The organism is Bradyrhizobium sp. USDA 4474 (assembly GCF_054057515.1).
Genome location: NZ_JBSRZJ010000002.1, coordinates 362255 through 386925 on the forward strand (window position 1 = coordinate 362255; position 24671 = coordinate 386925).

At 64.3% G+C, this 24671-nt stretch carries 24 protein-coding genes; 7 read left to right on the forward strand and 17 right to left on the reverse strand.

The window, feature by feature from the left end:
* Positions 1-11: 11 nt before the first annotated feature.
* On the reverse strand, positions 12-1028 hold the full coding sequence (locus tag ACVW16_RS03425) for a carbon-nitrogen hydrolase family protein (protein WP_456735383.1): 1017 nt from the start codon (positions 1026-1028) through the stop codon (positions 12-14).
* Positions 1029-1221: 193 nt separating this feature from the next.
* Between ACVW16_RS03425 and ACVW16_RS03430 the strand changes: the two genes are divergently transcribed.
* The 4 genes from ACVW16_RS03430 (at position 1222) to ACVW16_RS03445 (ending at position 5239) form a co-directional block, all read left to right on the forward strand.
* Positions 1222-2178, forward strand: a complete 957-nt coding sequence (locus ACVW16_RS03430) for an AraC-like ligand-binding domain-containing protein (RefSeq protein ID WP_456735384.1) — start codon at positions 1222-1224, stop codon at positions 2176-2178.
* A 104-nt stretch (positions 2179-2282) separates the two neighbouring features.
* A complete protein-coding gene (locus ACVW16_RS03435) occupies positions 2283-2513 on the forward strand; it encodes a hypothetical protein (protein WP_456735385.1) in 231 nt (76 codons plus the stop codon).
* 117 nt (positions 2514-2630) lie between these two features.
* Positions 2631-3656 (forward strand): aldo/keto reductase, encoded by a 1026-nt coding sequence (locus ACVW16_RS03440; protein ID WP_456703978.1) that lies wholly within the window; start codon positions 2631-2633, stop codon positions 3654-3656.
* A gap of 161 nt (positions 3657-3817) precedes the next feature.
* Positions 3818-5239, forward strand: coding sequence for an MFS transporter (locus tag ACVW16_RS03445; RefSeq protein WP_456703979.1), 1422 nt, complete (start codon positions 3818-3820; stop codon positions 5237-5239).
* 76 nt (positions 5240-5315) lie between these two features.
* Here the strand turns inward: ACVW16_RS03445 and clpA are convergent, their stop codons facing one another.
* The 3 genes from clpA to ACVW16_RS03460 all read right to left on the reverse strand — a co-directional run bounded on the left by clpA (position 5316) and on the right by ACVW16_RS03460 (position 9260).
* A complete protein-coding gene (gene clpA, locus ACVW16_RS03450) occupies positions 5316-7727 on the reverse strand; it encodes an ATP-dependent Clp protease ATP-binding subunit ClpA (RefSeq protein ID WP_456703980.1) in 2412 nt (803 codons plus the stop codon).
* A gap of 294 nt (positions 7728-8021) precedes the next feature.
* On the reverse strand, positions 8022-8354 hold the full coding sequence (gene clpS, locus ACVW16_RS03455; RefSeq protein ID WP_177243545.1) for an ATP-dependent Clp protease adapter ClpS: 333 nt from the start codon (positions 8352-8354) through the stop codon (positions 8022-8024).
* A gap of 567 nt (positions 8355-8921) precedes the next feature.
* A complete protein-coding gene (locus ACVW16_RS03460) occupies positions 8922-9260 on the reverse strand; it encodes a phasin family protein (protein WP_456735386.1) in 339 nt (112 codons plus the stop codon).
* A 388-nt stretch (positions 9261-9648) separates the two neighbouring features.
* Here ACVW16_RS03460 and ACVW16_RS03465 point away from each other — a divergent pair, with 388 nt between their 5' ends.
* The gene (locus ACVW16_RS03465) at positions 9649-11454 is read left to right on the forward strand and encodes a serine hydrolase (protein WP_456735387.1); all 1806 of its coding nucleotides are present in this window, start codon (positions 9649-9651) and stop codon (positions 11452-11454) included.
* A 224-nt stretch (positions 11455-11678) separates the two neighbouring features.
* Here the strand turns inward: ACVW16_RS03465 and ACVW16_RS03470 are convergent, their stop codons facing one another.
* The 4 genes from ACVW16_RS03470 to ACVW16_RS03485 form a co-directional block, all read right to left on the reverse strand.
* Positions 11679-12404 carry a DnaJ domain-containing protein gene (locus tag ACVW16_RS03470; RefSeq protein WP_456703983.1) on the reverse strand — a complete coding sequence of 242 codons (726 nt, stop codon included), beginning with the start codon at positions 12402-12404 and terminating at the stop codon, positions 11679-11681.
* Between the two features lie 96 nt (positions 12405-12500).
* Positions 12501-13256, reverse strand: a complete 756-nt coding sequence (locus ACVW16_RS03475) for a VWA domain-containing protein (protein ID WP_456703984.1) — start codon at positions 13254-13256, stop codon at positions 12501-12503.
* Between the two features lie 129 nt (positions 13257-13385).
* Complete coding sequence (locus ACVW16_RS03480; protein ID WP_456703985.1) at positions 13386-14246, reverse strand: alpha/beta fold hydrolase; 861 nt, start codon at positions 14244-14246, stop codon at positions 13386-13388.
* Between the two features lie 340 nt (positions 14247-14586).
* Entirely contained in the window at positions 14587-15510 is a 924-nt protein-coding gene (locus tag ACVW16_RS03485) for a division plane positioning ATPase MipZ (protein WP_456703986.1), read from the reverse strand.
* 273 nt (positions 15511-15783) lie between these two features.
* Between ACVW16_RS03485 and panC the strand changes: the two genes are divergently transcribed.
* Positions 15784-16635 carry a pantoate--beta-alanine ligase gene (panC, locus tag ACVW16_RS03490; RefSeq protein WP_456703987.1) on the forward strand — a complete coding sequence of 284 codons (852 nt, stop codon included), beginning with the start codon at positions 15784-15786 and terminating at the stop codon, positions 16633-16635.
* Positions 16636-16715: 80 nt separating this feature from the next.
* On the opposite strand, the gene ACVW16_RS03495 is transcribed toward panC, so the two are convergent.
* The 5 genes from ACVW16_RS03495 to ACVW16_RS03515 form a co-directional block, all read right to left on the reverse strand.
* Positions 16716-17156 carry a DUF1489 family protein gene (locus ACVW16_RS03495; RefSeq protein ID WP_456703988.1) on the reverse strand — a complete coding sequence of 147 codons (441 nt, stop codon included), beginning with the start codon at positions 17154-17156 and terminating at the stop codon, positions 16716-16718.
* A 42-nt stretch (positions 17157-17198) separates the two neighbouring features.
* A complete protein-coding gene (locus ACVW16_RS03500) occupies positions 17199-18173 on the reverse strand; it encodes a hypothetical protein (RefSeq protein ID WP_456735388.1) in 975 nt (324 codons plus the stop codon).
* A 153-nt stretch (positions 18174-18326) separates the two neighbouring features.
* Positions 18327-18530 (reverse strand): hypothetical protein, encoded by a 204-nt coding sequence (locus ACVW16_RS03505; protein WP_195804664.1) that lies wholly within the window; start codon positions 18528-18530, stop codon positions 18327-18329.
* Between the two features lie 186 nt (positions 18531-18716).
* Positions 18717-19115 (reverse strand): YidB family protein, encoded by a 399-nt coding sequence (locus ACVW16_RS03510; protein WP_456738180.1) that lies wholly within the window; start codon positions 19113-19115, stop codon positions 18717-18719.
* Between the two features lie 107 nt (positions 19116-19222).
* On the reverse strand, positions 19223-19885 hold the full coding sequence (locus tag ACVW16_RS03515; RefSeq protein WP_456703990.1) for a glutathione S-transferase family protein: 663 nt from the start codon (positions 19883-19885) through the stop codon (positions 19223-19225).
* Positions 19886-20006: 121 nt separating this feature from the next.
* Between ACVW16_RS03515 and ACVW16_RS03520 the strand changes: the two genes are divergently transcribed.
* Complete coding sequence (locus ACVW16_RS03520) at positions 20007-20723, forward strand: DUF599 domain-containing protein (RefSeq protein ID WP_456735389.1); 717 nt, start codon at positions 20007-20009, stop codon at positions 20721-20723.
* 95 nt (positions 20724-20818) lie between these two features.
* On the opposite strand, the gene ACVW16_RS03525 is transcribed toward ACVW16_RS03520, so the two are convergent.
* The 4 genes from ACVW16_RS03525 to mgtE all read right to left on the reverse strand — a co-directional run bounded on the left by ACVW16_RS03525 (position 20819) and on the right by mgtE (position 24631).
* Complete coding sequence (locus ACVW16_RS03525; RefSeq protein ID WP_456735390.1) at positions 20819-21724, reverse strand: hypothetical protein; 906 nt, start codon at positions 21722-21724, stop codon at positions 20819-20821.
* Between the two features lie 49 nt (positions 21725-21773).
* Positions 21774-22592: an aldo/keto reductase gene (locus tag ACVW16_RS03530; protein WP_456735391.1), complete on the reverse strand. Its 819-nt coding sequence runs from the start codon at positions 22590-22592 to the stop codon at positions 21774-21776.
* A gap of 108 nt (positions 22593-22700) precedes the next feature.
* Positions 22701-23018: a helix-turn-helix domain-containing protein gene (locus ACVW16_RS03535; RefSeq protein ID WP_456703994.1), complete on the reverse strand. Its 318-nt coding sequence runs from the start codon at positions 23016-23018 to the stop codon at positions 22701-22703.
* Positions 23019-23209: 191 nt separating this feature from the next.
* Positions 23210-24631, reverse strand: a complete 1422-nt coding sequence (gene mgtE / locus ACVW16_RS03540; protein WP_456703995.1) for a magnesium transporter — start codon at positions 24629-24631, stop codon at positions 23210-23212.
* Between the last annotated feature and the right edge of the window lie 40 nt (positions 24632-24671).

Consider the following 24671-nt stretch of genomic DNA (forward strand, 5'->3'; position numbering starts at 1 on the left):
GATCGCAGCGATCAGCTCGCTGCCGCGCCAATATCCGCCGGCTCGACAGTGTCGACCGGCAGCGCGAACTGCTCGACCCGCTTGTAGGGCTTCTTGTTGAGCAGCAACCGCGTCACGTCGGGCCGCGAATAATGTCCGGCGGGATCCGCGGCGTTCTTGGCCACACCGATCGCGCCGAGATCGATCTCGGCGATCAAGAGACCCTCCTGATCCGGCGCGAGCTTGTCGCCGATCTGGCTGCCATCCGGCCCGTAGATGGCGGCAAAACCGCCGCCCACATGCAGCAGCGCGTTCTTGTCCGGCCGGTCGCAAAGCTCGTCGATCATCGCTTGCGACACCGTCGCGCAAGGCGCCAGCACGAAGCAGGAGCCTTCCACCGCATAGACGCGGGAGGCGGCATTGTTCACCTCGGCACCGAGGGCTGGCGCGAAGGGATCGTACAGCGAGAAGCTCGGCCAGGCCGCGACATGCACCTGCTCGTTCTGGGCGTACATCGCGTATTTCGACAGCGGCTGCAGATGCTCCCAGCAACACAGCGCGCCGATGCGGCCGATGTCGGGTCGCCCATGGACTGCAAGATCGCTACCGTCGCCCTCGCCATAGACGGTGCGCTCGGCATGGGTCGGTCGCAATTTGCGGCGCTTCGCAATGGTCTCGCCGTCGGGCCCGATCAGCCATTGCGCCAGATAGAGGCTGCCGCCGTCGCGTTCGGAGAGGCCGATCACGGCGGTGAGCTTGGCCTTGCGGACGGCGTCACGCAGCCGTTCGGCCTGGGGGCTGTCATAGGACAGCGAGTTGTCGAAATAGCGCTGCACGAAACCGCGTCCGATCGCCCAGGCCGGTGAGTCCATCCAGATATGCCAGGGGTAACCGGGGATGAAGGCCTCCGGAAATGCGATCAGCTTGGCACCCTTCTCGGCGGCCTCCCTGATCAAAGCGATGGACTTGTCGATCGAGGCGTCGAGGTCGAGCCAGGCGGGCGCCGCCTGCACCACCGCGACCTTGTATTTCGGATGTTCGATGCCCATTGCCGCCTCCATTGCCGGTTGATCCGAGACCACGTCCGATGCAGTCTATTGGACCAAGCCGGGCAGCCGCGCGCTCGACCACGGCGGAACAAAAACTCGACTGGAATGGATAGCGCCCCGGTACGGAACTTGCCTGCGGTCAGGCTGGATCTGCGCCACGTGGTTCTGCTCGATGCGAAAGGGAGGCCGGCCGATGACAATCCAGTTCACGACAGACGGCAGCCCCGGCTACCGACGCCTTGCCCTCTGGCAGGACATCGTCTGCGACGTCTTCGTCGGGCTCGACTGCAAATCCGACCTCGGCAGTGCCTTTCAGGGCTCGGTCACGCAGGCTTCGCTGGGGAAAGCCGTTTGCTCCGAGGTCTGCTCCGAACGCCAGCACGTCTTCCGCACCCCCTCGCGGATCGCGCGCTCCGATCAGGACTATATCCTGGTCGCGCTCGGCAATCGCGGCGACGGCGGCGTGGTGCAGGACGGCCGCGAGACCGTGATCCATCCCGGCGAGTTCGCGCTCTACGACACCACGCGCCCCTATGAGCTGAAGTTCAGGGACACATTCTCGCAGACCATCTTCAAGGTGCCCCGCGAGATGTTGCACCGGAGGCTGGGCGGCACCGAGACGCTCACAGCGATCACCTTCGGGACCGACGCGCCGCTGGAGCGGCTCGCCTATGACTTCATCGTCAGGCTTTGCCAGAGCGCGGACCGGCTGGCGCCCAACAGCGCCGCGGCCCTGTCGGAGCAGGCCGTCGACTTGCTGGCGATGGCGTTGAGCGAACGACTCGGCGGGACGTCGCTGCCGACCTCGACCCATCGCTCCGCCCTGCTGTACCGGCTAAAAGCCCACATCCGCAGTCACCTCGCCGATCCCGATCTCTCGCTTACAGAAACCGCCGCCGCGCTCGGAATCTCCTCACGCTACGTCAACGATCTCCTCGCCGACGAGGGCACCTCGTTCCAGCGCCATGTGCTTGCCGAGCGTCTCGCCCAATGCAAACGCGACCTCGCCTCGCCCATGCTCGCCCATCGCCACATCAGCGAGATCGCGTTTGCCTGGGGCTTTAACGACCTCTCGCATTTCGGCCGCGTCTTCCGCGAGCATTTCGGGATGTCGCCGCGCGACTTCAGGCAGAGCCGGTTGCGGCACTGACCGCCATTCCACTCAGCCATCATCACGAGCCTTCGTCCTAGGCGAAGGCACGGCTCGCCAATTCCAGATTGTCAGGTGCTGCGACCTGGATCAGGCTGAGAGGTATGAGGACTCGTGGGACGATAGGTGGCTCAGAGCTGCTGCTCACTGTGATCGCGATCCGGCTCGCCGCGCTGGTCCTGGTGGGCTGGAGCCTGACGCTCCTGCCGCGGCACGCCAGCGAGCCCGTCTGCATCCCTTCGTCTGCCGCAAGGATCGAAACGCAAGCTGCTGCGGTGACGGTCGGTTCGCGGGTCGCAGATGCGGCCTTCGATGACATGCGATTGCACGACTAGGCGATTCCGAAGCAAGGCGGGTATGTCAGCGCGCGATAGGACAGCGCGCCTGCTTGCATTACCATTCGCCTCCAAGGCGGCGCCAATCAATCAGCAGCCGTGAGGGAGAGCAGTTCGATGGAATACCGACGCTTGGGCCGGTCCGGCCTCATGGTACCCGCTTTGAGCCTTGGCACGGGCACGTTCGGCGGCGTCGGCCGTCTCGCGGCATGGGGGACGACCGACGCCACGGAAGCGCGGCGCCTGCTGGACATTTGCCTCGAAGCCGGCGTGTCGATGTTCGACACAGCCGACGTCTATTCGCTCGGTGAATCCGAACGCGTCCTCGGCGAAGCCATCAAAGGCCGCCGCGACAAGGTGCTGGTCTCGACCAAGGCCACCTTCCGTTTCGGCGACGGCCCCAACGACGTCGGCTCGTCGCGGCAGCATCTGCTTGCCGCCATCGACAGCTCGCTCAGCCGGCTCGGCACCGACCATATCGACCTGTTCCAGCTCCATGGCTTCGATGCCTTCACCCCGCCGGAAGAGGTGCTCAGTACGCTCGATGTGCTCGTGCGTGCCGGGAAGATCCGCTACGTCGGCGTCTCGAATTTTTCGGGCTGGCACTTGATGAAGTCGCTCGGCGTTGCCGACAGGCACGGCTTTCCGCGTTACGTCGCCAACCAGACTTATTATTCGCTGGTCGGGCGCGACTATGAGTGGGAGCTGATGCCGCTTGGTCTCGACCAGGGGCTCGGCGCCGTGGTCTGGTCGCCGCTCGGATGGGGCCGCCTGACGGGAAAGATCCGCCGCGGCCAGCCAAGGCCTGACGTGAGCCGCCTGCCGCAGACTGCCGATTTCGGGCCGCCCGTGCCCGACGAACAGGTCTATCGCGTCGTCGATGCAATCGACGAGGTCGCCAAGGAGACCGGCAAGACCGTGGCGCAAATTGCATTGAACTGGCTGCTGCAGCGTCCGACCGTTTCGACGCTGATCATCGGCGCGCGCAACGAAGCGCAGCTGCGCGAAAATCTCGGTGCGATCGGTTGGTCGCTGACGAAGGACCAGATCGACAGGCTCGATGCGGCGAGCAAGGTGACGCTGCCCTATCCGTATTGGCACCAGCGCGGGACCTTCTCCGACCGCAATCCGCCGCCGGTGTAAGCTCGCGCTGGTGAGCTGCGAAGAGCGTGCTGATCCATGCCCGGAGCGCCGGGAGGCCTGCTTCCGGCACAGGAACCGCCCGCGTCCTGCCGGGTTGCGATCAGCAGCGCAATTTCCTAATCGAGGGGACGCTCACGGCTCGACTCAAGCACGCCTACACGATGTCGTCTATCCCGATCGAGCATGCCGACGGCCTGCCGCAACCACAGCGCAATCAGGCGATCCTGACCATTGCGCTCGGCATCCTCATGGCCGTGGTCGACAGCGCCATCGCCAATGTCGCCCTGCCGACCATCGCAATCGACCTGAATGCGAGCCCGGCCTTCTCGATCTGGATCGTCAACGGCTATCAGCTTGCGATCACGATCTCACTGTTGCCACTGGCTTCACTCGGCGAGATCGTCGGCTATCGCCGCGTCTACCTGGTCGGGCTCGTGTTGTTCACGCTGGCATCGGCCCTCTGCGCGCTGGCGCATACGCTGCCGCTGCTGACGATCGCGCGCATCATCCAGGGGTTCGGCGCGGCCGGAATCATGAGCGTCAACTCGGCGCTGGTCCGTTTCACCTATCCGCGCAGCCTGCTTGGACGCGGCATCGGGCTCAACGCGCTGGTCGTCGCCTTCTCCGCGGCCGTCGGCCCGACACTCGCCGCCGGCATCCTCGCGGTCGGAAGCTGGCCCTGGCTGTTCGCCATCAATGTCCCGCTCGGCGCGGTCACGCTCCTGGTCGGCCTGCGCAGCCTGCCGCATACGAGGCCGGCAAGCCATTCCTTCGACTGGCAGAGCGCGGGACTTTCGGCGATCACCTTCGGCGTCGGCATCGCCGCGATCGACAGCGTCGGTCACGGCGAGGCGACGATGACCTGCCTCGTCCAATTCGCCATCGCGATCACGGCCGGCGCGTTGCTGATCTATCGCGAAACGCACATGAAGTCGCCGCTGCTGCCGGTCGACCTGTTGCGCATCCCGGTGTTCGGGCTCTCGATTGCGACCTCGATCGCCTCGTTTTGCGGGCAAATGCTGGCCTTCGTCGCGATCCCCTTCTATCTCCAGAGCCGCTTCGGTTATTCGGCGGTGCATATGGGCTTGCTGATCACGCCATGGCCGATCGCGGTGGCATTCGCAGCCCCTCTGGCCGGCCGCCTGGTCGAGCATTATCCGGCAGGCCTGCTCGGCGGCATCGGGCTGACGCTGTTTGGCGGTGGCCTCGCCGCGCTCGCTATCCTGCCTGTGAACCCGACGCCGCTTGACGTGGTCTGGCGGATGGCGCTGGCGGGCTTCGGCTTCGGCCTGTTCCAGACGCCAAACAACCGCACCATGATCGCCGCCGCGCCGCGCGAGCGCTCCGGCGGCGCCAGCGGCATGCTGGGCACAGCCCGTCTGCTTGGCCAGACCACGGGAGCTGCGCTGGTGGCCTTGTTCCTCGGGCGCTATCCGGTCGAGGGAACCCGGATTGCTCTTCTGACCGGTGTGGGATTTGCCCTCTGCGGCGCGATGCTGAGCATGCTGCGGCTCTCGCCAGCGGGGGCTCGCGGGGCCGAACAGGTTCGCGTTCAGGACGACCAGCGCTTGAGGGGCGAGTAGCGCCCCCACGATTATGATACGGGCAAACAAAAACGGCCGGCTCTTCAGCCGGCCTTTTTGTTTCATGGTGCGCCGATCAAACCTTGACCAGCGGCCCCTTCGAGGTCGGCCCCTTGGAGCCGCCGGGGCCGCCCGGCTTGTTGGGCTTGCCGGGTGGGCGCTTGCGGGCGCCGGGCAGCTTCTCCTGCTTCGGCGTGACCGGGCCCTCGACGAACTCGAAGCCGATCTTCTCCTTGGTCTCGTCGGCCTCGTCCTTGACCAGAACGACGCGGACATGACCACCGCCCTTGAGCTTGCCGAACAGCACCTCGTCAGCCAGCGGCTTCTTGATGTGCTCCTGGATCACCCGAGCCATCGGCCGCGCGCCCATCTGCTCGTCATAGCCATGCTGGATCAGCCAGGTCTTGGCCGGCTCGGAGAGTTCGATGGTGACGTCACGGTCGCCGAGTTGCGCCTCGAGCTGAAGCACGAACTTCTCAACCACGGTGCCGATCACCTCGACGCTCAGATGGCCGAACGAGACGATGGCGTCGAGGCGGTTGCGGAATTCCGGCGCGAACTGCCGGTTGATCGCCTCGTGGTCGTCGCCTTCCCGCTTCGAGCGCGTGAAGCCGAACGCCTGCTTGGCGAGATCCGAAGCGCCGGCGTTCGTGGTCATGATCAGGATCACGTTACGGAAGTTGACCTGCTTGCCGTTGTGGTCGGTGAGCCGGCCGTGGTCCATGATCTGGAGCAGCACGTTGTAGAGATCGGGATGCGCTTTCTCGATTTCGTCGAGCAGGACCACGCAATGCGGATGCTGGTCGACGCCGTCGGTCAACAGGCCGCCCTGGTCGAAGCCGACATAGCCGGGAGGCGCGCCGATCAGGCGCGACACGGTGTGGCGCTCCATGTACTCGGACATGTCGAAGCGCAGGAGTTCGACGCCCAGCGTCGCCGCCAGCTGCTTCGCAACCTCAGTCTTGCCGACGCCGGTCGGACCCGAGAACAGGTAGCAGCCGATCGGCTTCTCCGGTTCGCGCAGGCCCGCACGGGCGAGCTTGATCGAAGCGGCGAGCGACTCGATCGCCTTGTCCTGGCCGAACACGGTGCGCTTCAGGGTCTGCTCGAGATGCTTGAGCACCTCGGCATCATCCTTCGACACGCTCTTCGGCGGAATCCGCGCCATCGAAGCAATCGTGGTCTCGATCTCCTTGATGCCGATCGTCTTCTTGCGCTTGTTCTCGGCGACCAGCATCTGCGCCGCACCGGACTCGTCGATCACGTCGATCGCCTTGTCGGGCAGCTTGCGGTCGTGAATGTAGCGCGAAGACAGCTGCACCGCCGCCTCGATCGCCTCATTGGTGTACTTCAGCCGGTGGTAGTCCTCGAAATAAGGCTTGAGGCCCTTGAGGATCGCGATCGCGTCCTCGACGGTCGGCTCGTTGATGTCGATCTTCTGGAAGCGCCGCACCAGCGCGCGGTCCTTCTCGAAGTGCTGGCGATATTCCTTGTAGGTCGTCGAGCCCATGCAGCGGATCGTGCCCGAAGCGAGCGCGGGCTTGAGCAGGTTCGACGCATCCATCGCACCACCCGACGTTGCGCCCGCACCGATCACGGTGTGGATCTCGTCGATGAACAGGATGGCGTTGGGATGGGCCTCGAGTTCCTTCAGCACCTGCTTGAGACGCTCCTCGAAGTCGCCGCGATAGCGCGTACCCGCGAGCAGCGTGCCCATGTCGAGCGAGAACACGGTCGCAGCCGCCAGAACCTCCGGCACCTCGCTGTCGACGATGCGCTTGGCCAGGCCCTCCGCGATCGCGGTCTTGCCAACGCCGGCCTCGCCCACGAACAGCGGGTTGTTCTTTTGGCGGCGACACAGAACCTGGATCGCGCGGTTGATTTCGGAATTGCGTCCGATCACCGGATCGATCTTGCCGTCACGCGCCTTCTTGTTGAGATTGACGCAATAAGTCTCGAGCGCCTCGCCCTTCTTCTTGCCGTCATCGCTGCCCTTGGTCTCGGTCTCCTCGTCGACGCCGCGAACGGGCCGCGCTTCGGAGACGCCCGGCCGCTTGGCAATGCCGTGGCTGATGTAGTTGACGGCGTCATACCGCGTCATGTCCTGCTCCTGCAGGAAATAGGCGGCATGGCTCTCGCGCTCGGCGAAGATTGCGATCAGCACGTTCGCACCGGTCACCTCTTCGCGACCGGAAGACTGCACATGGATCACCGCACGCTGGATCACGCGCTGGAAACCGGCGGTCGGCTTGGCGTCGTCGGCGCCATCCGTCACCAGATTTTCGAATTCGGTTTCAAGATAGTTGACGAGGCTCGTTCGCAGCTTGTCGAGATCGACGCTGCAGGCCCGCATGACGGCGGCCGCATCGGAGTCGTCAATCAGCGAAAGCAGGAGATGCTCAAGCGTCGCATATTGGTGATGACGCTCATTGGCGATCGCCAGTGCACGATGCAGGGATTGTTCAAGGCTTTGGGAAAAAGTCGGCATTAGCGTCCTCTATGGCCCCCACCATCATGATCGCCATCGCCGGGTCAGGCAACAACAACCTTTGTCACATATAGTTATACAAGACCGCGGCAAAAGACCGGTTCCGCGACTCGATGAGCATTGAGCGCCTCACCGCATTCTCGATGCAAAACCCGTTCCGGTTTGGGCAAAACTACCCATTTGGGCAGGATTGGCGGCGGCGGCCGACGTCTGCGGATCATGCGGCGGTATGCGCTGACATCACACAGCGCGCGAACAGCACCAATCTCACGAACTGCTAAGTCGGACGCGGAGTTACTTCTTTTCCATCACGCATTGCAGCGGGTGCTGGTGCTTGCGGGCGAAATCCATCACCTGCGTCACCTTCGTCTCGGCAATCTCGTAGGTGAATACGCCGCACTCGCCGATGCCGTGATGGTGGACATGCAGCATGATCTTGGTCGCAGCTTCGGCGTCCTTCTGGAAAAACTTCTCCAGCACGTGGACGACGAATTCCATCGGCGTGTAGTCGTCGTTGAGGATCAGCACACGATAGAGGTTCGGCCGCTTGGTTTTGGGTTTGACCTTGGTGATGACGGACGTGTTCGGACCCGCCGGACCACCCGAACGGTTCTCGTCGTTGCTCATCCGGAGAGCGTGGGCGGCAGTCGCCGCGGACAGGTCAAATCTGGAAGTCAGTTGCGGCATGGCTCAGGCGTTCAATTCCCCACGGAAGCGTAGAAGGTAGGCCTCGCCCTTTCGGAGCTTGGGACAGGCGCGCCACCTTGTTGGATCGCCGCTTCCAACCGGTCCGGTCAGGCCCGGATCAATTGTGGGGAATATGGGCCTGCCCCCGGCTCCCTGCAAGCGTGCAACCATCCTGCCGATATGGCCAAGGCAACCCGATTCCCGGTCCAACAATCCTATCGAAGGTTAGTCAATCCGAACCGGTTTGACAAAAATTTCCGGCTGGGCCGTTTAGAAACAACCGATCAGGAACCTGCCGTCGGCGGTTGCGGCGGACATCTCCGGGTTTCTACGGTCCTATGAACTTTGTCGACCCAGTCCCAGGAGACGCCTTTGTACCAGCAAAGCTTGCATGTCGATCGCGGACCTTGGCCACCGACGGCTTTCGAGCACTGACGAAATGGTCTCAGCAAAACAAAAAAAGCCCGGCTGTTCAGCCGGGCTTTTTGATTCCAGGAGTTCAGAAAATTACTGAGCGGCCGGGGTGAACTTCGACATGACCGTCTCGACCGGCTTGAACGCCTGCTTGGCGAGGTCGCCGTAGAGGCCGGCGATCTTCTGCGATTCCGCGACGAAGGTCTCGTAAGCGGAACGGGCGAAATCGGTCTGCGCTTCCATCGCCTTGTCCAGCGACTTCACGCCGGACAGTTTCTCGACGAAGGACTTCGTGTCTTCGAACGACTTCTTGGTGTAGTCGCCATAGGCGCTGGCGATCGCCTGAAGGCCATGCTGCACAGAGGTGGCGGAGGCAACGCACGTCTCGAAATGCTCTTTCCCGTAGTTCTGAAAGTCTTCAACCTTGAACATCTTGGAATCCTTTTCCCTGGGTCGCGTCCGGAAGCCCGGCTCCCTGACTCTGCCCACAAATAGTGCAACGCACAAAAAAGTCAATAATCTTGTGCGACGCACAAAAATCGATCCAATTTGCAGAAATCCCCCGGGTTTCCCGCAAGGGTTCTTTAAGCTTTTGGAAACCGCAGGCCCCTACCCTGATTCCCTGGACGTGTTCACCATCCGCAGACGGTCAGAAGCCGTTTGAGAACATCACCTTAGCCAGAACAGCGGCTCAGGCCCAAACGTCCCCCGCAGTGAGCACCAGCGGAGGGGCAGCCTAAGCAGGTAGTGATCCCGGGTCCGCAGGGCACAATTTCGCCTCACGAGCCGGTGATCAAGTCACAAACGGGGACGGGGTTCCATGCTTCGTAACAACTGGTCTTCTTCGCGCTTGGCGCGGGTTGGCGTTTTCGGACTTCTCACGGTCACCACGGCCGTCATCTTCACGACCGACGCCGCCGACGCACGGCACTACCGGCGTCACTCCGCGCATCACCGCGTGCATCGCGAGGCCTCCGAGAGCTACAGCCCGCAATTCGCGTCGATCATCGTCGACGGCAATTCCGGGGCAGTGCTCCAGTCGACCAGCCCCGACGGACTTCGCCATCCCGCCTCGCTCACCAAGATCATGACGCTGTATCTGCTGTTCGAGCGTCTCGAGTCCGGCAAGATGAAGCTCGATACCGAGATGCCGGTATCGCAGCACGCCGCCGACCAGGATCCGACCAAGCTCAACCTGCGGGCCGGCCAGACCATCCGCGTCGAGGACGCGATCAAGGGTCTCGTCACCCGCTCGGCCAATGACGCTGCCGTTGTGATCGCTGAGGCCATCGCCGGTGACGAGGACGATTTCGCCGCGATGATGACGCGCAAGGCGCATGCGCTCGGCATGTCGAGGACGATCTACCGCAACGCCAACGGCCTTCCCAACGACGAGCAGGTTACCACCGCGCGCGACCAGGCCACCCTCGGCCGCGCCATCCAGGAACGCTTCCCGCGCTACTATCGCTATTTCTCGACCACTTCGTTCACCTGGCGCGGCGAGCAGATCCGCAACCACAATCACCTGCTCGGCAGCGTCGAAGGCGTCGACGGCATCAAGACCGGTTACACGCGCGCCTCGGGCTTCAACCTCGTCACCTCGATTCGCCGCGGCAACCGTCATCTGATCGGCGTGGTGCTTGGCGGACGTAGCGGCGGCTCGCGCGACGCCATCATGCGCAACTTGCTCGCGGAGAACCTCGATAAGGCCGCGACCACCCACACTGTTGCCGCGGTGACCGAGCGCAATGGCGCAGAGCCCAGCATCGACGTCGCGGATGCATCTGATTCCCCGCCCCGCCCCGCCCAACAAGTTCAGGTCGCTGCCGCTCCTGCCCCCGAGGCGCCCGCGCCACGTCCCGCCTCGCGCCTGTCGACGCTTGCAGCTGCGACCGCGGCAATGCCGCCGGCTCAGCCCAAGCCTGAAGCCAGGCCCATGGAGTCCAAGATCGAGCCCGCGCCGCTCACCAATGGTGTGATCGCGAGCCAGCCGCTCTCGCTGATCCCGGGTTCCTCCGAGCCGATGAAGCCGGTGCGGGTCAAGACGGTTCAGGTCAAGGCCGGCGCTGTGAAGGTTGCGTCCGCCGCGCCGACGCAGGTCGCGCCACAGGTCACCAACACGATTTCGCCCCGCAGCGACGTCGCGGAGACATCCGGCGCCGTGGTCGCCAGGGCCGACACCATCAACAAGCCGGAGCCCAACCATGCCGAGCTGCCGCAGCAGCCGGCGGGCTTCGGCACCGGTAACGGTATCCTCGGCGTGCTGCCAGCGGCTAGCACCGCTGCCCCGGCGGCCGCCCCCGTCGCCAAGCTTGCCTCCGCCGATCCGGCACCGCAGCCGATCCAGATGGGCGCAACGACCAAGCCGGCCGTCTCCCACACCGGTTGGATCGTTCAGGTCGGTGCGCTCGAGAGCGAGAGCGAAGCCCAGCAGCGGATTGAAGCGGCTCGCAACTCGGCCCGCGGCCTGCTCAGCAAGGCTGATCCGTTCACCGAGCCAGTCGTCGCCAGGGACAACCGCAAGCTCTATCGCGCCCGCTTCGCAGGGCTCGAGCGCGACCAGGCCGAAGCGGTGTGCCGGGCGCTGAAGCACGCCGACATCTCCTGCATGACCGTTCGCAACTGAGCTCACTTACTCTTTCAAGCAAAATGCCCGCGCCTTGCGCGGGCATTTTTATTTTTGGGACGCGTTGGCGCTGGAAGCTGTTCCGCGACAACCTCTCGTCAAGAATTTACGGTTAAAACTTTGCTCAAGAGATCGACCACGCCGGCAATGGCGGGCATCGGGGCGACGGCAAACAGAGCAAGCAGAGCTCACGCGGTACGGGCGTTTGTGGCGTGGTGCCGGAGTTAGCCGTTATGCGTACGAAGCAGAGTATCCTTGGCCTCGTTTACCCGGGCAGCGAGGTACGTCGAGCCCCCCTGGTCGGGATGCAGTTTCTTCATGAGGGACTTGTGCGCTCGGCTGATGTCGTCGCGCCCCGCCCCCGGCTGCAGGCCAAGGATCTGATAGGCCTCCTCCGCCGTCATTTTGCCGCTCGCCGCCGTGCGGCGCTGCCCCCCTGCCGCGTCGCCTTGCGCGTTCTGACGCCAAGCGGGAAACCTGCGGTCCAGATAGCTTTCAAGTAAGGCCACGCTCTCGGCGTCGAACGCCGGGACCATCGCCAGCAGGCTTGCCAGATCGAACTCGTCGAGATTACGCCCGGCGTGAGGCCCGGCGACGATCTGTCCCGCAAGCTGGCCGGAATCGTGATCGAGCCGCATATCCAGGAATTGCGAGCGCACGCGTGAACCCTGGCCGGACGAGCGCGCCGCACCACCGCCGAACAGTCCACCGATATTGCCAAAGCCGGCATTCGCAAGCGGTGTCCAGCCGAGCAATCCAGCGCCGAATATTCCAAGCGGGATCGCCACCGCCAGTTCGCCCCTCAAGCCTATGAAGGCCGCCGCGGCGAGCGCGACCACGCCTCCGCCGAACTTGATGGCCCGCGCCAGCACCGCCGGATTGGCCGATCGGAACATCTGGAGCAACAGATAGAGCGTGATAACGGCGACAAGGCCGGCGATGAGAGTCATGGCGGGACTATAGTCGCCCTCTGGTCAAAAAGCATGGCGTCCTTCGCGCCCGCGATTGGCACGCGAATTGAGTGAAGCGCGGCCGGGCTTGACCTGCTATTTCATTTGCCCGATCAGCTGCGCCGCACCGCTTGCTGTCTTCGCCAACTTCAGCAGCGCCTCGCGGCCGCCGGCCGCATAGGCCGCAGCAGCCCGCAGCAGTTCGCGCAGCTGCGCCGCCGCGCCAGGATCGAACCGGCACCAGGCTCCACCCGTCAGCCGCGCGATCTCGCGAAACGCCTGCTCGGCGCCCGCATCATGGCCTTCCTGAAACAGGAAGACCGGCACTTTCAACATACCGAGCTCGCCGGCCTTGGCGCACAACGCATCGACTTTCTCCTCCATGGCATCGCCGACGAAGACCACGGCGCGCACGCCTGATGCAACAGCCTCGCGCCGCGCATCGGTCAGCACCCTGCCGATCTGGGTGTCGCCGCCGCGGCAATCGATCTTGCTCATCAGCGTCGCAAGCTTGCTGCTCTCGGAAATCCACCCGGTGGCGCGACATTCGTTGAAACCGCGATAGTAGACAAGCCGGATGTCGAGGCTGCCGAGCGCTGCAGCCTCGCGAAACATGTCCGCCTGAAGTGCGCAGGCCATGTCCCAGGTCGGCTGCCGGCTCATCGTCGCATCCAGTGCGAAGATCAGCCGGCCCTTCGCGCCGGGCGCATGCGGCGACAGCGCGCGCGCCTTGGCGACGAAGGCGGCGACGTCCTCCGACGTCGAGGTTTTTGCCTGCGGCAATGCGCCGTTGCTTTCGGCTTTGGCCGACAAGGCGTCGCTACTGCGCGGTTTGATGGAGTCGCCGGACATCTGAGGCCGCACTTCGTCTCACACGACCAATGTGGATAGCGTGCCCGGCCCGGTCAATGAGCAAAGCCTCCGCGGGCGGGAGCCGGCGGAGGCTTTCGGGACTCGTTTCGAACGATCAACCCTTTCCGATCAGCTCTTGGCCGGTGCCATCAGAGCGACCGGACCGGGCTCCAGGACCTTGGGCGGAGCCGAACGGGTGTCGACCGGCGCGATCACGCTGTCGGTGTCGCTGAGGAACTTATCGAGCATGCCCTGGATCGAGTTCTTGGCGTCATCCGGACCGGTGTCGCGCATGTCGTTATGCTGGAAGTCGGTCTTCACGACCTGAATTCCGTCCTTCTCACATTCCTCTTCGGTCGGGATCACGCCCGGATCGGTCTTGAACTGCGGATCATGAGAACGGAACGACAGGATCTTGAATTTGCCCCCGGTCACGAAAGGCACGCGGAGATTGTCCAGCGTCACGACCTTCTTGACCTCGTCCGGATACTGCTTGGCGAAATACATCGTGATGTCGCCGCCCATGGAATGACCGACCATCGTCACTTTGGCGTAGTCGGCATTGGGCTGAACCTTCTTCATTTCCTGCATCGCCAGATGGATATTGGCGACGCCGCGCAGGATCTGCGGCAGGCGGCCGACGTAAAGCTCGCCGGGCTTGGTCACCATCGGCGGATCGGTCGGCAAATCGTGCTGCGGGCTGACGACGAGATAGCCGCGCGCCGCAAAGATGTTGGCGAGGAATCCGTATTCGGTATTCTTGACGGTGTTGCCGTGATTGATGACCGCAACCGGCAAGGTGATCATGCCGGCGTTGGCCTGCATTTCCTTATCGCGACGGATCGCGATGTCGACAGGCACGGGACGGTTATCGCGCGAAGCGTCGTAGAAGGTGATGGTCTCGTGCTTGATGGCCCACTTGCTCGCCGTGAAATAGGCAACGCCGAAGAGGGCTCCGACAGAAACCAGAACGGCAATTCCACGCTTCATTTTCGTCCTCAGCCTCAGGCTCTTGCGGCCTGATCCCTGTTGAAATCGTGTTGTTCGAGGAACTCTTCGGCTCCCTTCGCGCCTATTCCCTAATATATGTCACAGGCGCGTGACAGAAAGGCTAAATATTGTGGTCCGGCAGCCCTTTCATTGTGCGACGCACACGTTTGGTAGGCACCCTGCTCTGCAACCGCTACAAAGGGGTGCAGATGACCATCCGACGCGACCCCTCACGATAGGGTTCAATTTCACGGTGAATGCGCAGTGAAAACGCCTTGGGCCGTGGCGGGTTCCCGCGGGAACTCGCCGTCGTGGTCCACTGGAAGTAGCAGCGTACCGCCTAGGCCTCGAGGATGTCGTGAACCTCGAGCGGTTTGTCGATCTGGCTGAACCACTCGGCGCGATTTGCCGCACGCCGGCGGCCGCGCTCATCAAGCGGCAGCTTGAGCTGGCGGAGCAGGCTCGTGACCTCCTCACGAGCCGTGAGATGGCCGAGATTGGGCCGCATCCCAAGCGTCGCCTCGTCGATCTCGTCCAGAGCGGTCAGCCCGCGCGGGAAGAACTCGCGATAAACGACGCGCTCGGCGAAACCGTCGACGTAGCGGAAGCCGAGCCGCAGCGACAAATCCTTCAGCCCGTCGGCGACGAGCTGCTTGTTACGCGAGCCGAGCATCGACAGTCGGTTGCGCACCACGATCCAGTCCGTGGTCGAGCCATCGAGCTGGCGGCGCTTGCGCCTGACGTCGCGCACCATCTCCGCGTAGTGGCTTTCTCCTGTTACCGCGTAAGTGGTGGGATCGACGGTGCCGAGGACGTCGAAGTCGAGGAAGCTGTCGTTGATCGGCGTGACCAGCGTGTCGGCCATCGAATGGGCCAGCCGCATCAGATAGCTGTCGGTGCCGGGCGTATCGATGACGATGAAATCGAAGCTGCTCTCGACCGTCGAGACCGCCTCCATAAACTGCTGGAACTCGGAATTCTCGTTCTCGGCGATCTGCATGGTCTCGCCGAGCCTGATACAGCGATGCACCGGCAGCTCGAGCTCGAGCTTGGTGCGGCGCGCCCAGCCGGCGCGGTTGTTGATGTAGCGGGTGAAGCTTTGCTGGCGGCAGTCGAGGTCAATGGTGGCGACTCTCTGGCCGGCCTTCAGGAGAGCAACTGCGATGTGCAGGGCGGTGGTCGATTTGCCGGAGCCGCCCTTTTCATTGCCGAGCACGACGACATGCGCCGAGCCGGTTTGGCTTTGGCTAGCCTGCACAAGCATGGCGATCCTCAACACCCCTGAACGATATCTTCGAGTTGGCCGCGTCCGCGGTCAAGTGAAATGCGTGACAGGATGACGAAATCACGGTGCGCCGAATGGTCATCGTGAATCGCGTGCGGTGTCGCGTTTGCGATCCATCCCGCGATGACGCGACATCGGCGCAGCAGACGATGCTGTGCCTGATGCCGATGCATGGCGTCCAGGCCCCGCGCTTGTTAAGGTTAGCCCGCTGCGCGGTCAGCGGCGCCCACCCCCAACCCTTCCCGAGTTCTGATGTCACGAAGCCCCTTGATCACCCGCACGGTGCCCGCCCTGCGACGCGCTGTCGATCATCTTCGCGAGCGAAAGGTCACCATTGCGCTGGTGCCGACCATGGGGGCACTCCATGACGGGCATGTGTCGCTGGTGCGCCTGGCCAAACGGCGCGCTGATCGCGTCGTGGTGTCGATCTTCGTCAACCCGACGCAGTTCGCTCCATCAGAGGATTTCGGTGCCTATCCGCGGACCTGGAAGGCCGACATCGCCAAGCTCGCGGCGGAGAATGTCGACATCGTCTGGCATCCCGGCGTCGAAGCGATGTATCCGGACGGCTTTGCGACGCGCATCGTCCCGGAGGGACCGGCGCGGGCCGGCCTGGAGGACCGCTTCCGGCCGCACTTCTTCGGCGGCGTCGCAACCGTTGTCGGCAAGCTGTTCACGCAATGCCGGCCTGATGTCGCGATCTTCGGCGAGAAGGACTTTCAGCAATTGCGCGTGGTGACGCAGATGGCGCGGGATCTCGACCTCGGCGTCAAGGTGATCGGCTCCCGCACCATACGCGAGCGGGACGGGCTGGCGATGTCCTCGCGCAACGTCTACCTCTCCCCCCAGGAGCGGCAGACGGCCACCACTCTCTACCGCGTGATGAAGGACAGCGCTCGCCGGATCCAGGCCGGCGAAACCATCACGAGGACGATGACGCGCGGCGCCGGGACGATCAACGCGGCAGGCTTCGCGCTCGACTATTTCGAGCTCCGCCATGCCGAAACGCTGGCGCCGGTCACCTCGCGCAGCGACGGGCCGCTGCGGATCCTGGTCGCAGCCAAGCTCGGCAGAACGCGGCTGATCGACAATATCGCGGTCTGAAGCGCGATGAAGTCATCGCGCTTCAGTGTGTTGTTCGAGCATGATCGCTCCGGAAAACCGCACAGTTTTCCGGATCATGCTCAGAGCAATCCGAGATCGCGTAGCTCGCGCCGCATCGGCTCCGGCATCGCCGCGATGGTGCCGGCGGCGGACTTGCCGAGATCCGGCGGCACGGAATCGTCGGTGAGATAGCGCCAGCCCTGGAACGGCCGCATCGGCCGCGGCGACACCGAGACGATCTTCGGCTGCATCACGATCCGGCAGCGCCCAATGCCGTCCTTGTCGCGGAACGGCTCGATGCCGATGATCTTTTCGCGTGCGGCGATCTCGCCCTTGATGACCCAATAGAGCGATCCGCCCGCCAGAATCTCGGCGTCCCGCTTGGGCACCATGCGGGTGATGTGGATGTGGTGTTGCGGCAGGCCTTTTTTCCTGGCCGTCTGCATCCGTTCGGCGACCCACCCCTTCAATTCTTTGACGGAGTCGCAGCCGACGGCAAGCTTGATCAGATGGAGTGGCATGAGCCAGCATTAGCGGGCCGGCGATGGGTTTTCAAAGCCGAACTAGTTGTTATCCGCAGCTGCGGGAGCCGGGCTCGGCGGCGGCGCCAGCGGAACCGGTGCCGCGGCCGGCGCGCGCGCGGCCTTTGGCGGGGGCGGCCTCTTCGCAGCCGGTGGCGCAGGCGCTGTCGCCTGTGCCGCGCGTGGCGCAGCTACCGGAGTTGCGGCCGGGTTGGCGGGCGGCGCCTGGCGCGCGGCCGGCTCCGGATTCATGATACTCACCGGCGGAATCGACGACGCGCTCGGGAACTCCGCATTGGTCGGCTTGCCCGTGGGCATCGACGGCGCGAGCCCGGCAATCGCACCCGTCGTCGGCGGCACCGCCGCCGGCGACGTCCAGGTCGGCGCGTAGCGCGCAACCAGGGTGTCGTAGAGATGGGAATCCATGTTGGCGGCGACCTGCTGCTGATCCGTCAGCGACCGGAACGCCGGGCAATCGAACCGCGTGCAGCCATCGCGCGCCACCAGCACCTGCGCAACGAGACCGTAGCGATCGTGCTCCAACGATCTCCTGAGAACCTTGACCTCGAGCGTCGGGCTCTTGTCTGCGGTCGCAGCATCGCCGAGCGCAGTCAGCCGGTCGATCCGAGCGGCAGTATAGGCGACAGCCGCAGCCGCCGCATCCGGCGCACCGAACAACGCCTTCTCGCAACCGATCGCCACGGCATCGCCGGCGAGGTCGTCGAGGCAGGCGAGCGCCGGAAGGGCTGCGGTCACCGTGGCTTGCGTGCGGGCTTCCGCCGTCGCGCTTTCGTGCCCCAATGGCCCATAGATTCGCATGGTGGCGGCCACCGCAATGATGCCGATCGAGAGCAGCGTGATGATGCTCAGCGCGCCGTTGGCGACCGATCTCTCGGCACGCAGCAGCGTGATCAGCAGGACCAGTCCGAAGAAGCCGGTTGCCGCCAGCGTCATCCACAGGGGAGCGTCCGGCGAGCGCCAGATTTGGTCGAGCGACGAGGCCCCTACCCAGTCCATGCGCGATGTCCCCTCACGCGAGCAAAGAGCTGATGGTCAAGCGAGCACCGCGAACCGGCTACTGCCCCCGCCACCTTGTCGAGGTGAAGCGGGCCTTTTGACGGCGGCGGAGCAAATTCGGCTGTGATGTCAGTGCGAGGTGCCGTCAGCGCGTTACGACAGCGCGAGCTGGCTTTCCTTGGCGACCCGTTCGAAGGCTTCGGTTGAGCTCTTGATCCGGTATTGGCAGTCGTCGCCTTCCGTCGGGAGCAGGCGGATGATCTCGTAGGAGCCGCTGGCAGCCGGGCGCGCGACGTTGCTGGCCGTGAACAATACGCGCGTTCCAATCGGGAATTTGTGCTTCAACACCCTCTCCATCACTCAAACAACGCCTGCCTCGCCCGTGGTCCCACTGCGAGGCCGGCTGGAAACCCAGCGCTGTATAGCACGCATGCGGCGTTTTTGACCAGTCTCATGCGAGGCTGGGAACTGCACAAATTTTGAAGTCTTTTCAGGACGATAAAGGGAACACTTGCCGGCCCGGACTACCGCTGGAACCAGGCCTCAGGCGCCATGGGGAAGATGGCCGTCGGGACTCGCCTGATCCACAGCCTTGGGTAGCTCCTGGGCCAGGATCTCGCTAAGCTGGTCGACCGGAATGTTGTAACGGGCAGCGAGCTGGCGGACCGTATCGTTGCCGAGCACGGAGCGGAGCTGGTCGGCCGAGATCGGCAGATTCTGGCCATTTCCCAGCCAGGACTTTACCTGGTCGCCGAAGCCCGCCTGCTGGAGCTTTGCGACGATCGCACCCAAGCCGCCCTGGTTGTTGCTCCCGAGCACCTCGCTCAGCACGGCCGGAAGGACGGTCGCCCCGAGTTGACCGAGCGCGCTACGCAGTGCCGGGTTGTTCTCCAGCGAATCCAGAATTCCCATGGCCGTGCCCTCTTCGTTGGTCGCTGCGATTGAGCGCCGCAAGCCAGCATGCCGTCAAGCGGCGCCAAATCACATTTTAGGCGAGCCTGATCTTGTCGGAAAACCGGGTGCCCGCTTGTCCGGATCATGCTCCTGATTCAGGCAGTCTCGAACTTTTCGATGACAAGCGTTTCGGCGAGGCCATCACGGGTCCATTCCTGAAATGCCGGCATCCCCATCATCGTGTCCATATAGGCGCTGGTCTCCTGCGTGACCTCGATGGCGTAGGTCCGGAAGCGATGCACGACCGGGGCGTACATCGCATCAGCCGCGCCGAAGCGGCCAAACAGGAACGGCCCGCCGGCGCCGTAGCGGGTCCGGCATTCGCGCCAGATCTGCTGCACGCGTGCGACGTTGGCCTTGGCGTCCGCCGACAGCGTCACGGCGCGCACGGGACGGTGCAGGTTCATGCCGCATTCGTTGCGCAGAGCCATGAAGCCGGAATGCATCTCGGCGCACACCGAGCGGGCAAATGCGCGGGCCGCGGCGTCGTCGGGCCACAGCTTCTTCTCGGGGTAGCGCTCGGCGATGTATTCGATGATGGCAAGCGAATCCCACACCGTGATGTCGCCGTCGACAAGCACCGGCACCTTGCCGGCGCGGCTGAACGACAGGATCCGCTCCTTGTCGGCGGGATTGTCGGTATAGAGCGGGATCACGGTCTCCACGAACGGGATGTCGTTGGCGCGCAATGCGAGCCAGGGCCGCATCGACCATGACGAGTAGTTCTTGTTGCCGATCGCGAGCTCGAGCGCTGCCATGCCGCTGGTCCTTCCGTAGGTCTTGTCGATGCGGCTGCTTTTAACGCCATCGCCTGCCGCCAATCAATCGTTGCCGCACGCGTGCATGCATGGCAATCGTGTCGGCCGCGAGGAGACAGACATGAGCAGGCATTGGGTCGACATCACCGCCGTCGGCTTCTTCATCGTCGAATGGCTGGTCTATGCCGCCACGCTCGAGCATTCCGCCTACGGCCGCGACAGCCTGTCGGCACGGATGAACCGCTACCGCGAGGTCTGGGTTCGCCGCCTGCTCGACCGCGAGGCGCGCATGGTCGACATGCAGATCATGGCTTCGCTGCAGAACGGCACCGCCTTCTTCGCCTCCACCAGCCTGTTCGCGCTCGGCGGCGCGCTGGCGTTGCTGCATGCGACCAACGACGCCATCGCCATTCTCGCCAAGCTGCCGATCGACCTCAGCTACTCGCCCGCCCTCTGGGAGCTGAAATGCGTCGGCCTGGTGCTGATCTGCGTCTACGCTTTCTTCAAATTCGCCTGGGCCTATCGGCTCTTCAACTATGTCGCGATCCTGTTCGGCGGCATGCCGCTGGCTTCCATGCGCGACACCCCCGAGGCCGAGGCCCATGTCATCCGCACCTCGCGTGTGTTCGAATCCGCCGGCCGCCACTTCAACCGCGGCCAGCGCGCCTTCTTCTTCGCGCTCGGCTATCTCGGCTGGTTCGTGAGCCCCTGGGTGCTGTTCGCGACCACCGCCGCCGTTGTGATCGTGACATGGCGCCGGCAATTCGCCTCGCATGCATGGGCGGCGATGGCGCCGGACGTGGCGGTGGATGATGAGGGGCTGAAGCGCGGTCGTTGAGAAATCTCGTGTCCCGGACGCGCTGCCGCCTGCAGCGCAGCTGCGAAGGCAGGCCGACCCGCGCTGCATCTTGCCCGTCGACCCCCGCGGCCCGGCTACGACCTGAAATCCTGCGGCGTGAATGAAAGGTCCATGATCTTCCATTCCTCGTACTTGTCGGGCGGCAGCATCTGGTAAGGCTGACAGGCCTGCACCGCGCTCATCGCTGATTTCACGATGGCAACGCCCTTCGCGGACGGCGGCGCCTCGATCAGGATCGGCTCGCGCGCAAGCGTGCCGTCGGTGGCCAACACTACGCGCAGCCTGATGCGCACGGCATCGGTCGGCGCGACCTCCGCGGGCAGTTTCGAACAGCTCCGCAGGTGGCGGCGAAGCTCGGCGACGACCTCTGGCGGCAGCCTGGCTGCGATCGAATCCTTGGCACCGCCGCCATCATCCTTGGGGACGTCTATGGGCGTGGGCGGCAATGCAGGCGGCAGGCCCAGCACCACGTGGTATTTGACCGTGACATCCGGTTCCGGGGGCTTGTAGGCCGGAGATGCCGCCTGGGGTTGCGGCGTCGCGGCCGGCGGCTTCTGTTGCGCTTGGGATTGCTGAGGTTGTGGCTGCGCGTTGGCCTCTTGCTGCTTCGCCTCCGGCGGCTGATGCTGCTGCTTCTGTGGCGGTGCCGCCTTCTCCGTTTCGTTCTCCGTTGCCTTCTCTTGGGCGGGCGCCGGCTTGGGCGCGGCGTCCTTCTTGTCCTTGTCGGTGAAATCCAGCTTCGGCAGTTTGAATTCGGGGAGCGGGTCCGGCGGCTTCGCTGCCTGCTCCTTTGCCTTCTCTTCCGCCTTGGCTTCCTCCTGCTTCACCTGCTCCGGCGTGACGATGTCGATCGCAACCGTCTCGGGCGGCGCAGAATGAAACGGATGGACTTCGCTGATCACGATGATCAGCGCGACCAGCGTCAAATGCGCAATCGCCGACGCCGCAATGTCCGTCCGTATGATCTTCCGCGGTTCCATCGGCCTATCGTGGGTTGCCGCTTTGCTCCTAGCACACCCAAGTTCCCCCTCAATCCCATTTCGGGGCGAAGGCGAAATCGGTCAGGCGGCCGTCCGGGCTCGCCAGCGCCGCGATCCGGGCCATCTCGTCATCCGAGAGCTCGAAATCGAAGATCTCGATGTTTTCCGACAGGCGCTCGACGCGCGACGTTCTGGGAATTGCGGACACATTCTGTTGCACCAGCCAGCGCAGGCAGATCTGCGCCGGCGTCTTGCGATGGGCGCGACCGATGGCGGCGAGCGTCTGGTCGGCCTTGATGCGGCCCTTCGCGATCGGGCTGTAGGCAACGAGCGCCATCCCGTGCCGGTCGCAGGCCGCTCTCACCTTCGCCTGATCGAGGTAGGGGTGATATTCGACCTGGTTGCAGACGAGCGGCTCGTTCGACAGGGAGACCGCCTGCTCGATCAGCGCCACCGTGAAATTGGATACGCCGATGTGGCGCGCGAGGCCCATGCGCTTGGCATGCGCCAGCGCACCCATTGTCTCCGCCAGCGGCACATGCGGATTGGGCCAGTGCAGCAGCACGAGGTCGACGGCGGGAAGCCTCAAGCGCACCAGGCTCTCCTTGATCGAGCGCTCGAGGTCGTGGGGCGCAAAATGATTGGTCCAGACCTTGGTGGTGACGAAGACGTCGTCGCGGCGCACGCCGGAGGCCCGCAGCCCGTCGCCGACCGCGCGCTCATTGTCATAGACCTGGGCGGTGTCGATGTGGCGGTAGCCGAGCCGGAGCGCCTGCTCCACCACACGGGCGCAGGTCCGTCCGCTCAACTCCCAGGTCCCAAGCCCGATCGCCGGAATTCTTGCGCCATTGGCCTCGACGAACAGCATGAGGAATCCTCTCTGTTGCGGCAGTCCCTGACGTCATTATGGGCCCGGCCCGCCGGAGTGCAACGGACGCCGCGTCTGATCGTCGGCGCGATGCAACGGCAGGTTGGATCAGACCTTGGCGAGCGCCTGGAACACCGTATCGGGCGCATGCGCGATCACGGCGAGCAACGCACGGGCGGGACCGCGCGGGGCCCGCTTGCCCTGCTCCCAATTGCGGATGGTCTCGACCGGCACGCCAAGCTTGGCGGCGAATTCCATCTGGGTCAGACAGGCACGCCGGCGCAAGTCGCGCACCCCGGGCGAGCCGACCTCCGCTCGGGCGGTCCCGGCCGCGGCCTCGGCCGGAGACGGCCGGACCGGAAACTCCTGCCCGTCCCGCAACTCAACGACCCGTCCATCCGCCTTCAGCCGCAACCGCATGCTCATTCCCCCAAGCGCGGTCGATCATGCGGCAGCACGCTTAAGGTCGGATTAAAAATGGTTTCGTGCCCCCGCCCCCCGGCCCGTCATTGCGAACGCAGCGAAGCAATCCAGAGTCCCTCCACGGCGGCAGTCTGGATTGCTTCAGCGCAAGAGTTCCTCGCAATGACGAGGAGAGCTGCCCCCAAGAGCTCTACCTACTTCAACCCGAACCACAGCGTCGCGATGCCGAGGAAGGAGAAGAAGCCGACCACGTCGGTCACGGTCGTGACGAACGTGCCCGACGCTACCGCCGGATCGGCCCTGACACGTTCGAGCGCCATCGGAATCAGGATGCCGCCGAGCGCGCCGGCGATGAGGTTGCAGATCATCGCGAGCCCGATGACGATGCCGAGACCCGGGATCTTGAACCAGGCCACCGCGGCGATGCCGGTAATCACGGCAAAGCCGACGCCGTTGACGAGACCGACCATCGTCTCGCGGATCACCACGCGCCAGGCGTTGGAGGAGCCGAGCTCGCGGGTCGCAAGCGCCCTCACCGCAACCGTCATGGTCTGGGTCGCGGCATTGCCGCCCTGGCTCGCGACGATCGGCGCCAGCACCGCGAGCGCCACCATCTGTTCGAGCTGGCCCTCGAACAGGCCGAGCACGGATGACGCCAGGAAGGCGGTGGCGAGATTGACCAGCAGCCAGTTGAAACGGCCACGCGCAATGGTGAGAAACGTGTCCGACAATTCTTCGTCGCTGGTGACGCCGCCGAGCGCCTTGAGGTCCTCGTCCGCCTCTTCCTCGATAACGTCGACGACGTCGTCGACGGTGATGACGCCGACGAGGCGGTCCTGGGTATCGAGCACGGGTGCCGCGACGAGGTTGTACTTGCCGAACATGCGCGCCACCTCCTCCTGGTCCTCCAGGACGGAGACGCGGCGGCGATCCTCGTCGGTCAGCTCGGTCAGCGGCACCGGACGTCGCGCGCGCAACAGCACGTCGAGCGGAACCGCGCCCTGCCAGTGCTGGTCCTTGTCGACGACGTAGATCTCGTAGAAGCGCTCGGGCAGATCGGGCGTATCGCGCATGTAGTCGATCGCCTGCCCGACGGTGAAGTCCTGCGGCACCGCGATGAACTCGGTCTGCATGCGCCGGCCCGCGGAGTTTTCCGGATAGAGCAGGCTGCGCTCGAGCGCGACGCGCTCCTGGAGCGGCAGCTTCTCGAGAATCTCCTCCTGCTCCTCCTCATCGAGGGTTTCGAGCAGCTCGACCGCGTCGTCGGATTCCAGCTCGCGGACGCCCTCGGCCACCGTCTCGGGCGGCAGCTCGTCGAGGATCTCATCGCGGACGGTCTCGTCGACCTCGTTCAGTGCGGAAAAGTCGAAGTCGGTTCCGGTCAACTCGACCAGGCGGACACGATCGTCGGGCGCGAGCGCCGCAATGAGATCGCCGAGATCGGCCTCGTGCAGATCGGCAACGCAGGCGCGCAAGGCGGCGCTGTCTGCGGCCTCGATCGCATGGGCGATTTCCTCGACGAATTCCTGCCTGATTTCGCCGTCTTCATTGCGCATCGGGACGTGGTCGAGTACCGATGTGTCGGCGGAAGCGGCGTCATCCATCCGTTCATCCATGGTGCGCCTCGCCGTTTGACAGGTTGATGGTTTGGGCTGA

Coding starts and splice junctions, on each gene's coding strand:
- ACVW16_RS03425 (WP_456735383.1), bottom strand. CDS start 1,028: ATGGGCATCGAACATCCGAAATACAAGGTCGCGGTGGTGCAGGCGGCG.
- ACVW16_RS03430 (WP_456735384.1), top strand. CDS start 1,222: ATGACAATCCAGTTCACGACAGACGGCAGCCCCGGCTACCGACGCCTT.
- ACVW16_RS03435 (WP_456735385.1), top strand. CDS start 2,283: ATGAGGACTCGTGGGACGATAGGTGGCTCAGAGCTGCTGCTCACTGTG.
- ACVW16_RS03440 (WP_456703978.1), top strand. CDS start 2,631: ATGGAATACCGACGCTTGGGCCGGTCCGGCCTCATGGTACCCGCTTTG.
- ACVW16_RS03445 (WP_456703979.1), top strand. CDS start 3,818: ATGTCGTCTATCCCGATCGAGCATGCCGACGGCCTGCCGCAACCACAG.
- clpA (WP_456703980.1), bottom strand. CDS start 7,727: ATGCCGACTTTTTCCCAAAGCCTTGAACAATCCCTGCATCGTGCACTG.
- clpS (WP_177243545.1), bottom strand. CDS start 8,354: ATGAGCAACGACGAGAACCGTTCGGGTGGTCCGGCGGGTCCGAACACG.
- ACVW16_RS03460 (WP_456735386.1), bottom strand. CDS start 9,260: ATGTTCAAGGTTGAAGACTTTCAGAACTACGGGAAAGAGCATTTCGAG.
- ACVW16_RS03465 (WP_456735387.1), top strand. CDS start 9,649: ATGCTTCGTAACAACTGGTCTTCTTCGCGCTTGGCGCGGGTTGGCGTT.
- ACVW16_RS03470 (WP_456703983.1), bottom strand. CDS start 12,404: ATGACTCTCATCGCCGGCCTTGTCGCCGTTATCACGCTCTATCTGTTG.
- ACVW16_RS03475 (WP_456703984.1), bottom strand. CDS start 13,256: ATGTCCGGCGACTCCATCAAACCGCGCAGTAGCGACGCCTTGTCGGCC.
- ACVW16_RS03480 (WP_456703985.1), bottom strand. CDS start 14,246: ATGAAGCGTGGAATTGCCGTTCTGGTTTCTGTCGGAGCCCTCTTCGGC.
- ACVW16_RS03485 (WP_456703986.1), bottom strand. CDS start 15,510: ATGCTTGTGCAGGCTAGCCAAAGCCAAACCGGCTCGGCGCATGTCGTC.
- panC (WP_456703987.1), top strand. CDS start 15,784: ATGTCACGAAGCCCCTTGATCACCCGCACGGTGCCCGCCCTGCGACGC.
- ACVW16_RS03495 (WP_456703988.1), bottom strand. CDS start 17,156: ATGCCACTCCATCTGATCAAGCTTGCCGTCGGCTGCGACTCCGTCAAA.
- ACVW16_RS03500 (WP_456735388.1), bottom strand. CDS start 18,173: ATGGACTGGGTAGGGGCCTCGTCGCTCGACCAAATCTGGCGCTCGCCG.
- ACVW16_RS03505 (WP_195804664.1), bottom strand. CDS start 18,530: ATGGAGAGGGTGTTGAAGCACAAATTCCCGATTGGAACGCGCGTATTG.
- ACVW16_RS03515 (WP_456703990.1), bottom strand. CDS start 19,885: ATGGCAGCGCTCGAGCTCGCGATCGGCAACAAGAACTACTCGTCATGG.
- ACVW16_RS03520 (WP_456735389.1), top strand. CDS start 20,007: ATGAGCAGGCATTGGGTCGACATCACCGCCGTCGGCTTCTTCATCGTC.
- ACVW16_RS03525 (WP_456735390.1), bottom strand. CDS start 21,724: ATGGAACCGCGGAAGATCATACGGACGGACATTGCGGCGTCGGCGATT.
- ACVW16_RS03530 (WP_456735391.1), bottom strand. CDS start 22,592: ATGCTGTTCGTCGAGGCCAATGGCGCAAGAATTCCGGCGATCGGGCTT.
- ACVW16_RS03535 (WP_456703994.1), bottom strand. CDS start 23,018: ATGAGCATGCGGTTGCGGCTGAAGGCGGATGGACGGGTCGTTGAGTTG.
- mgtE (WP_456703995.1), bottom strand. CDS start 24,631: ATGGATGAACGGATGGATGACGCCGCTTCCGCCGACACATCGGTACTC.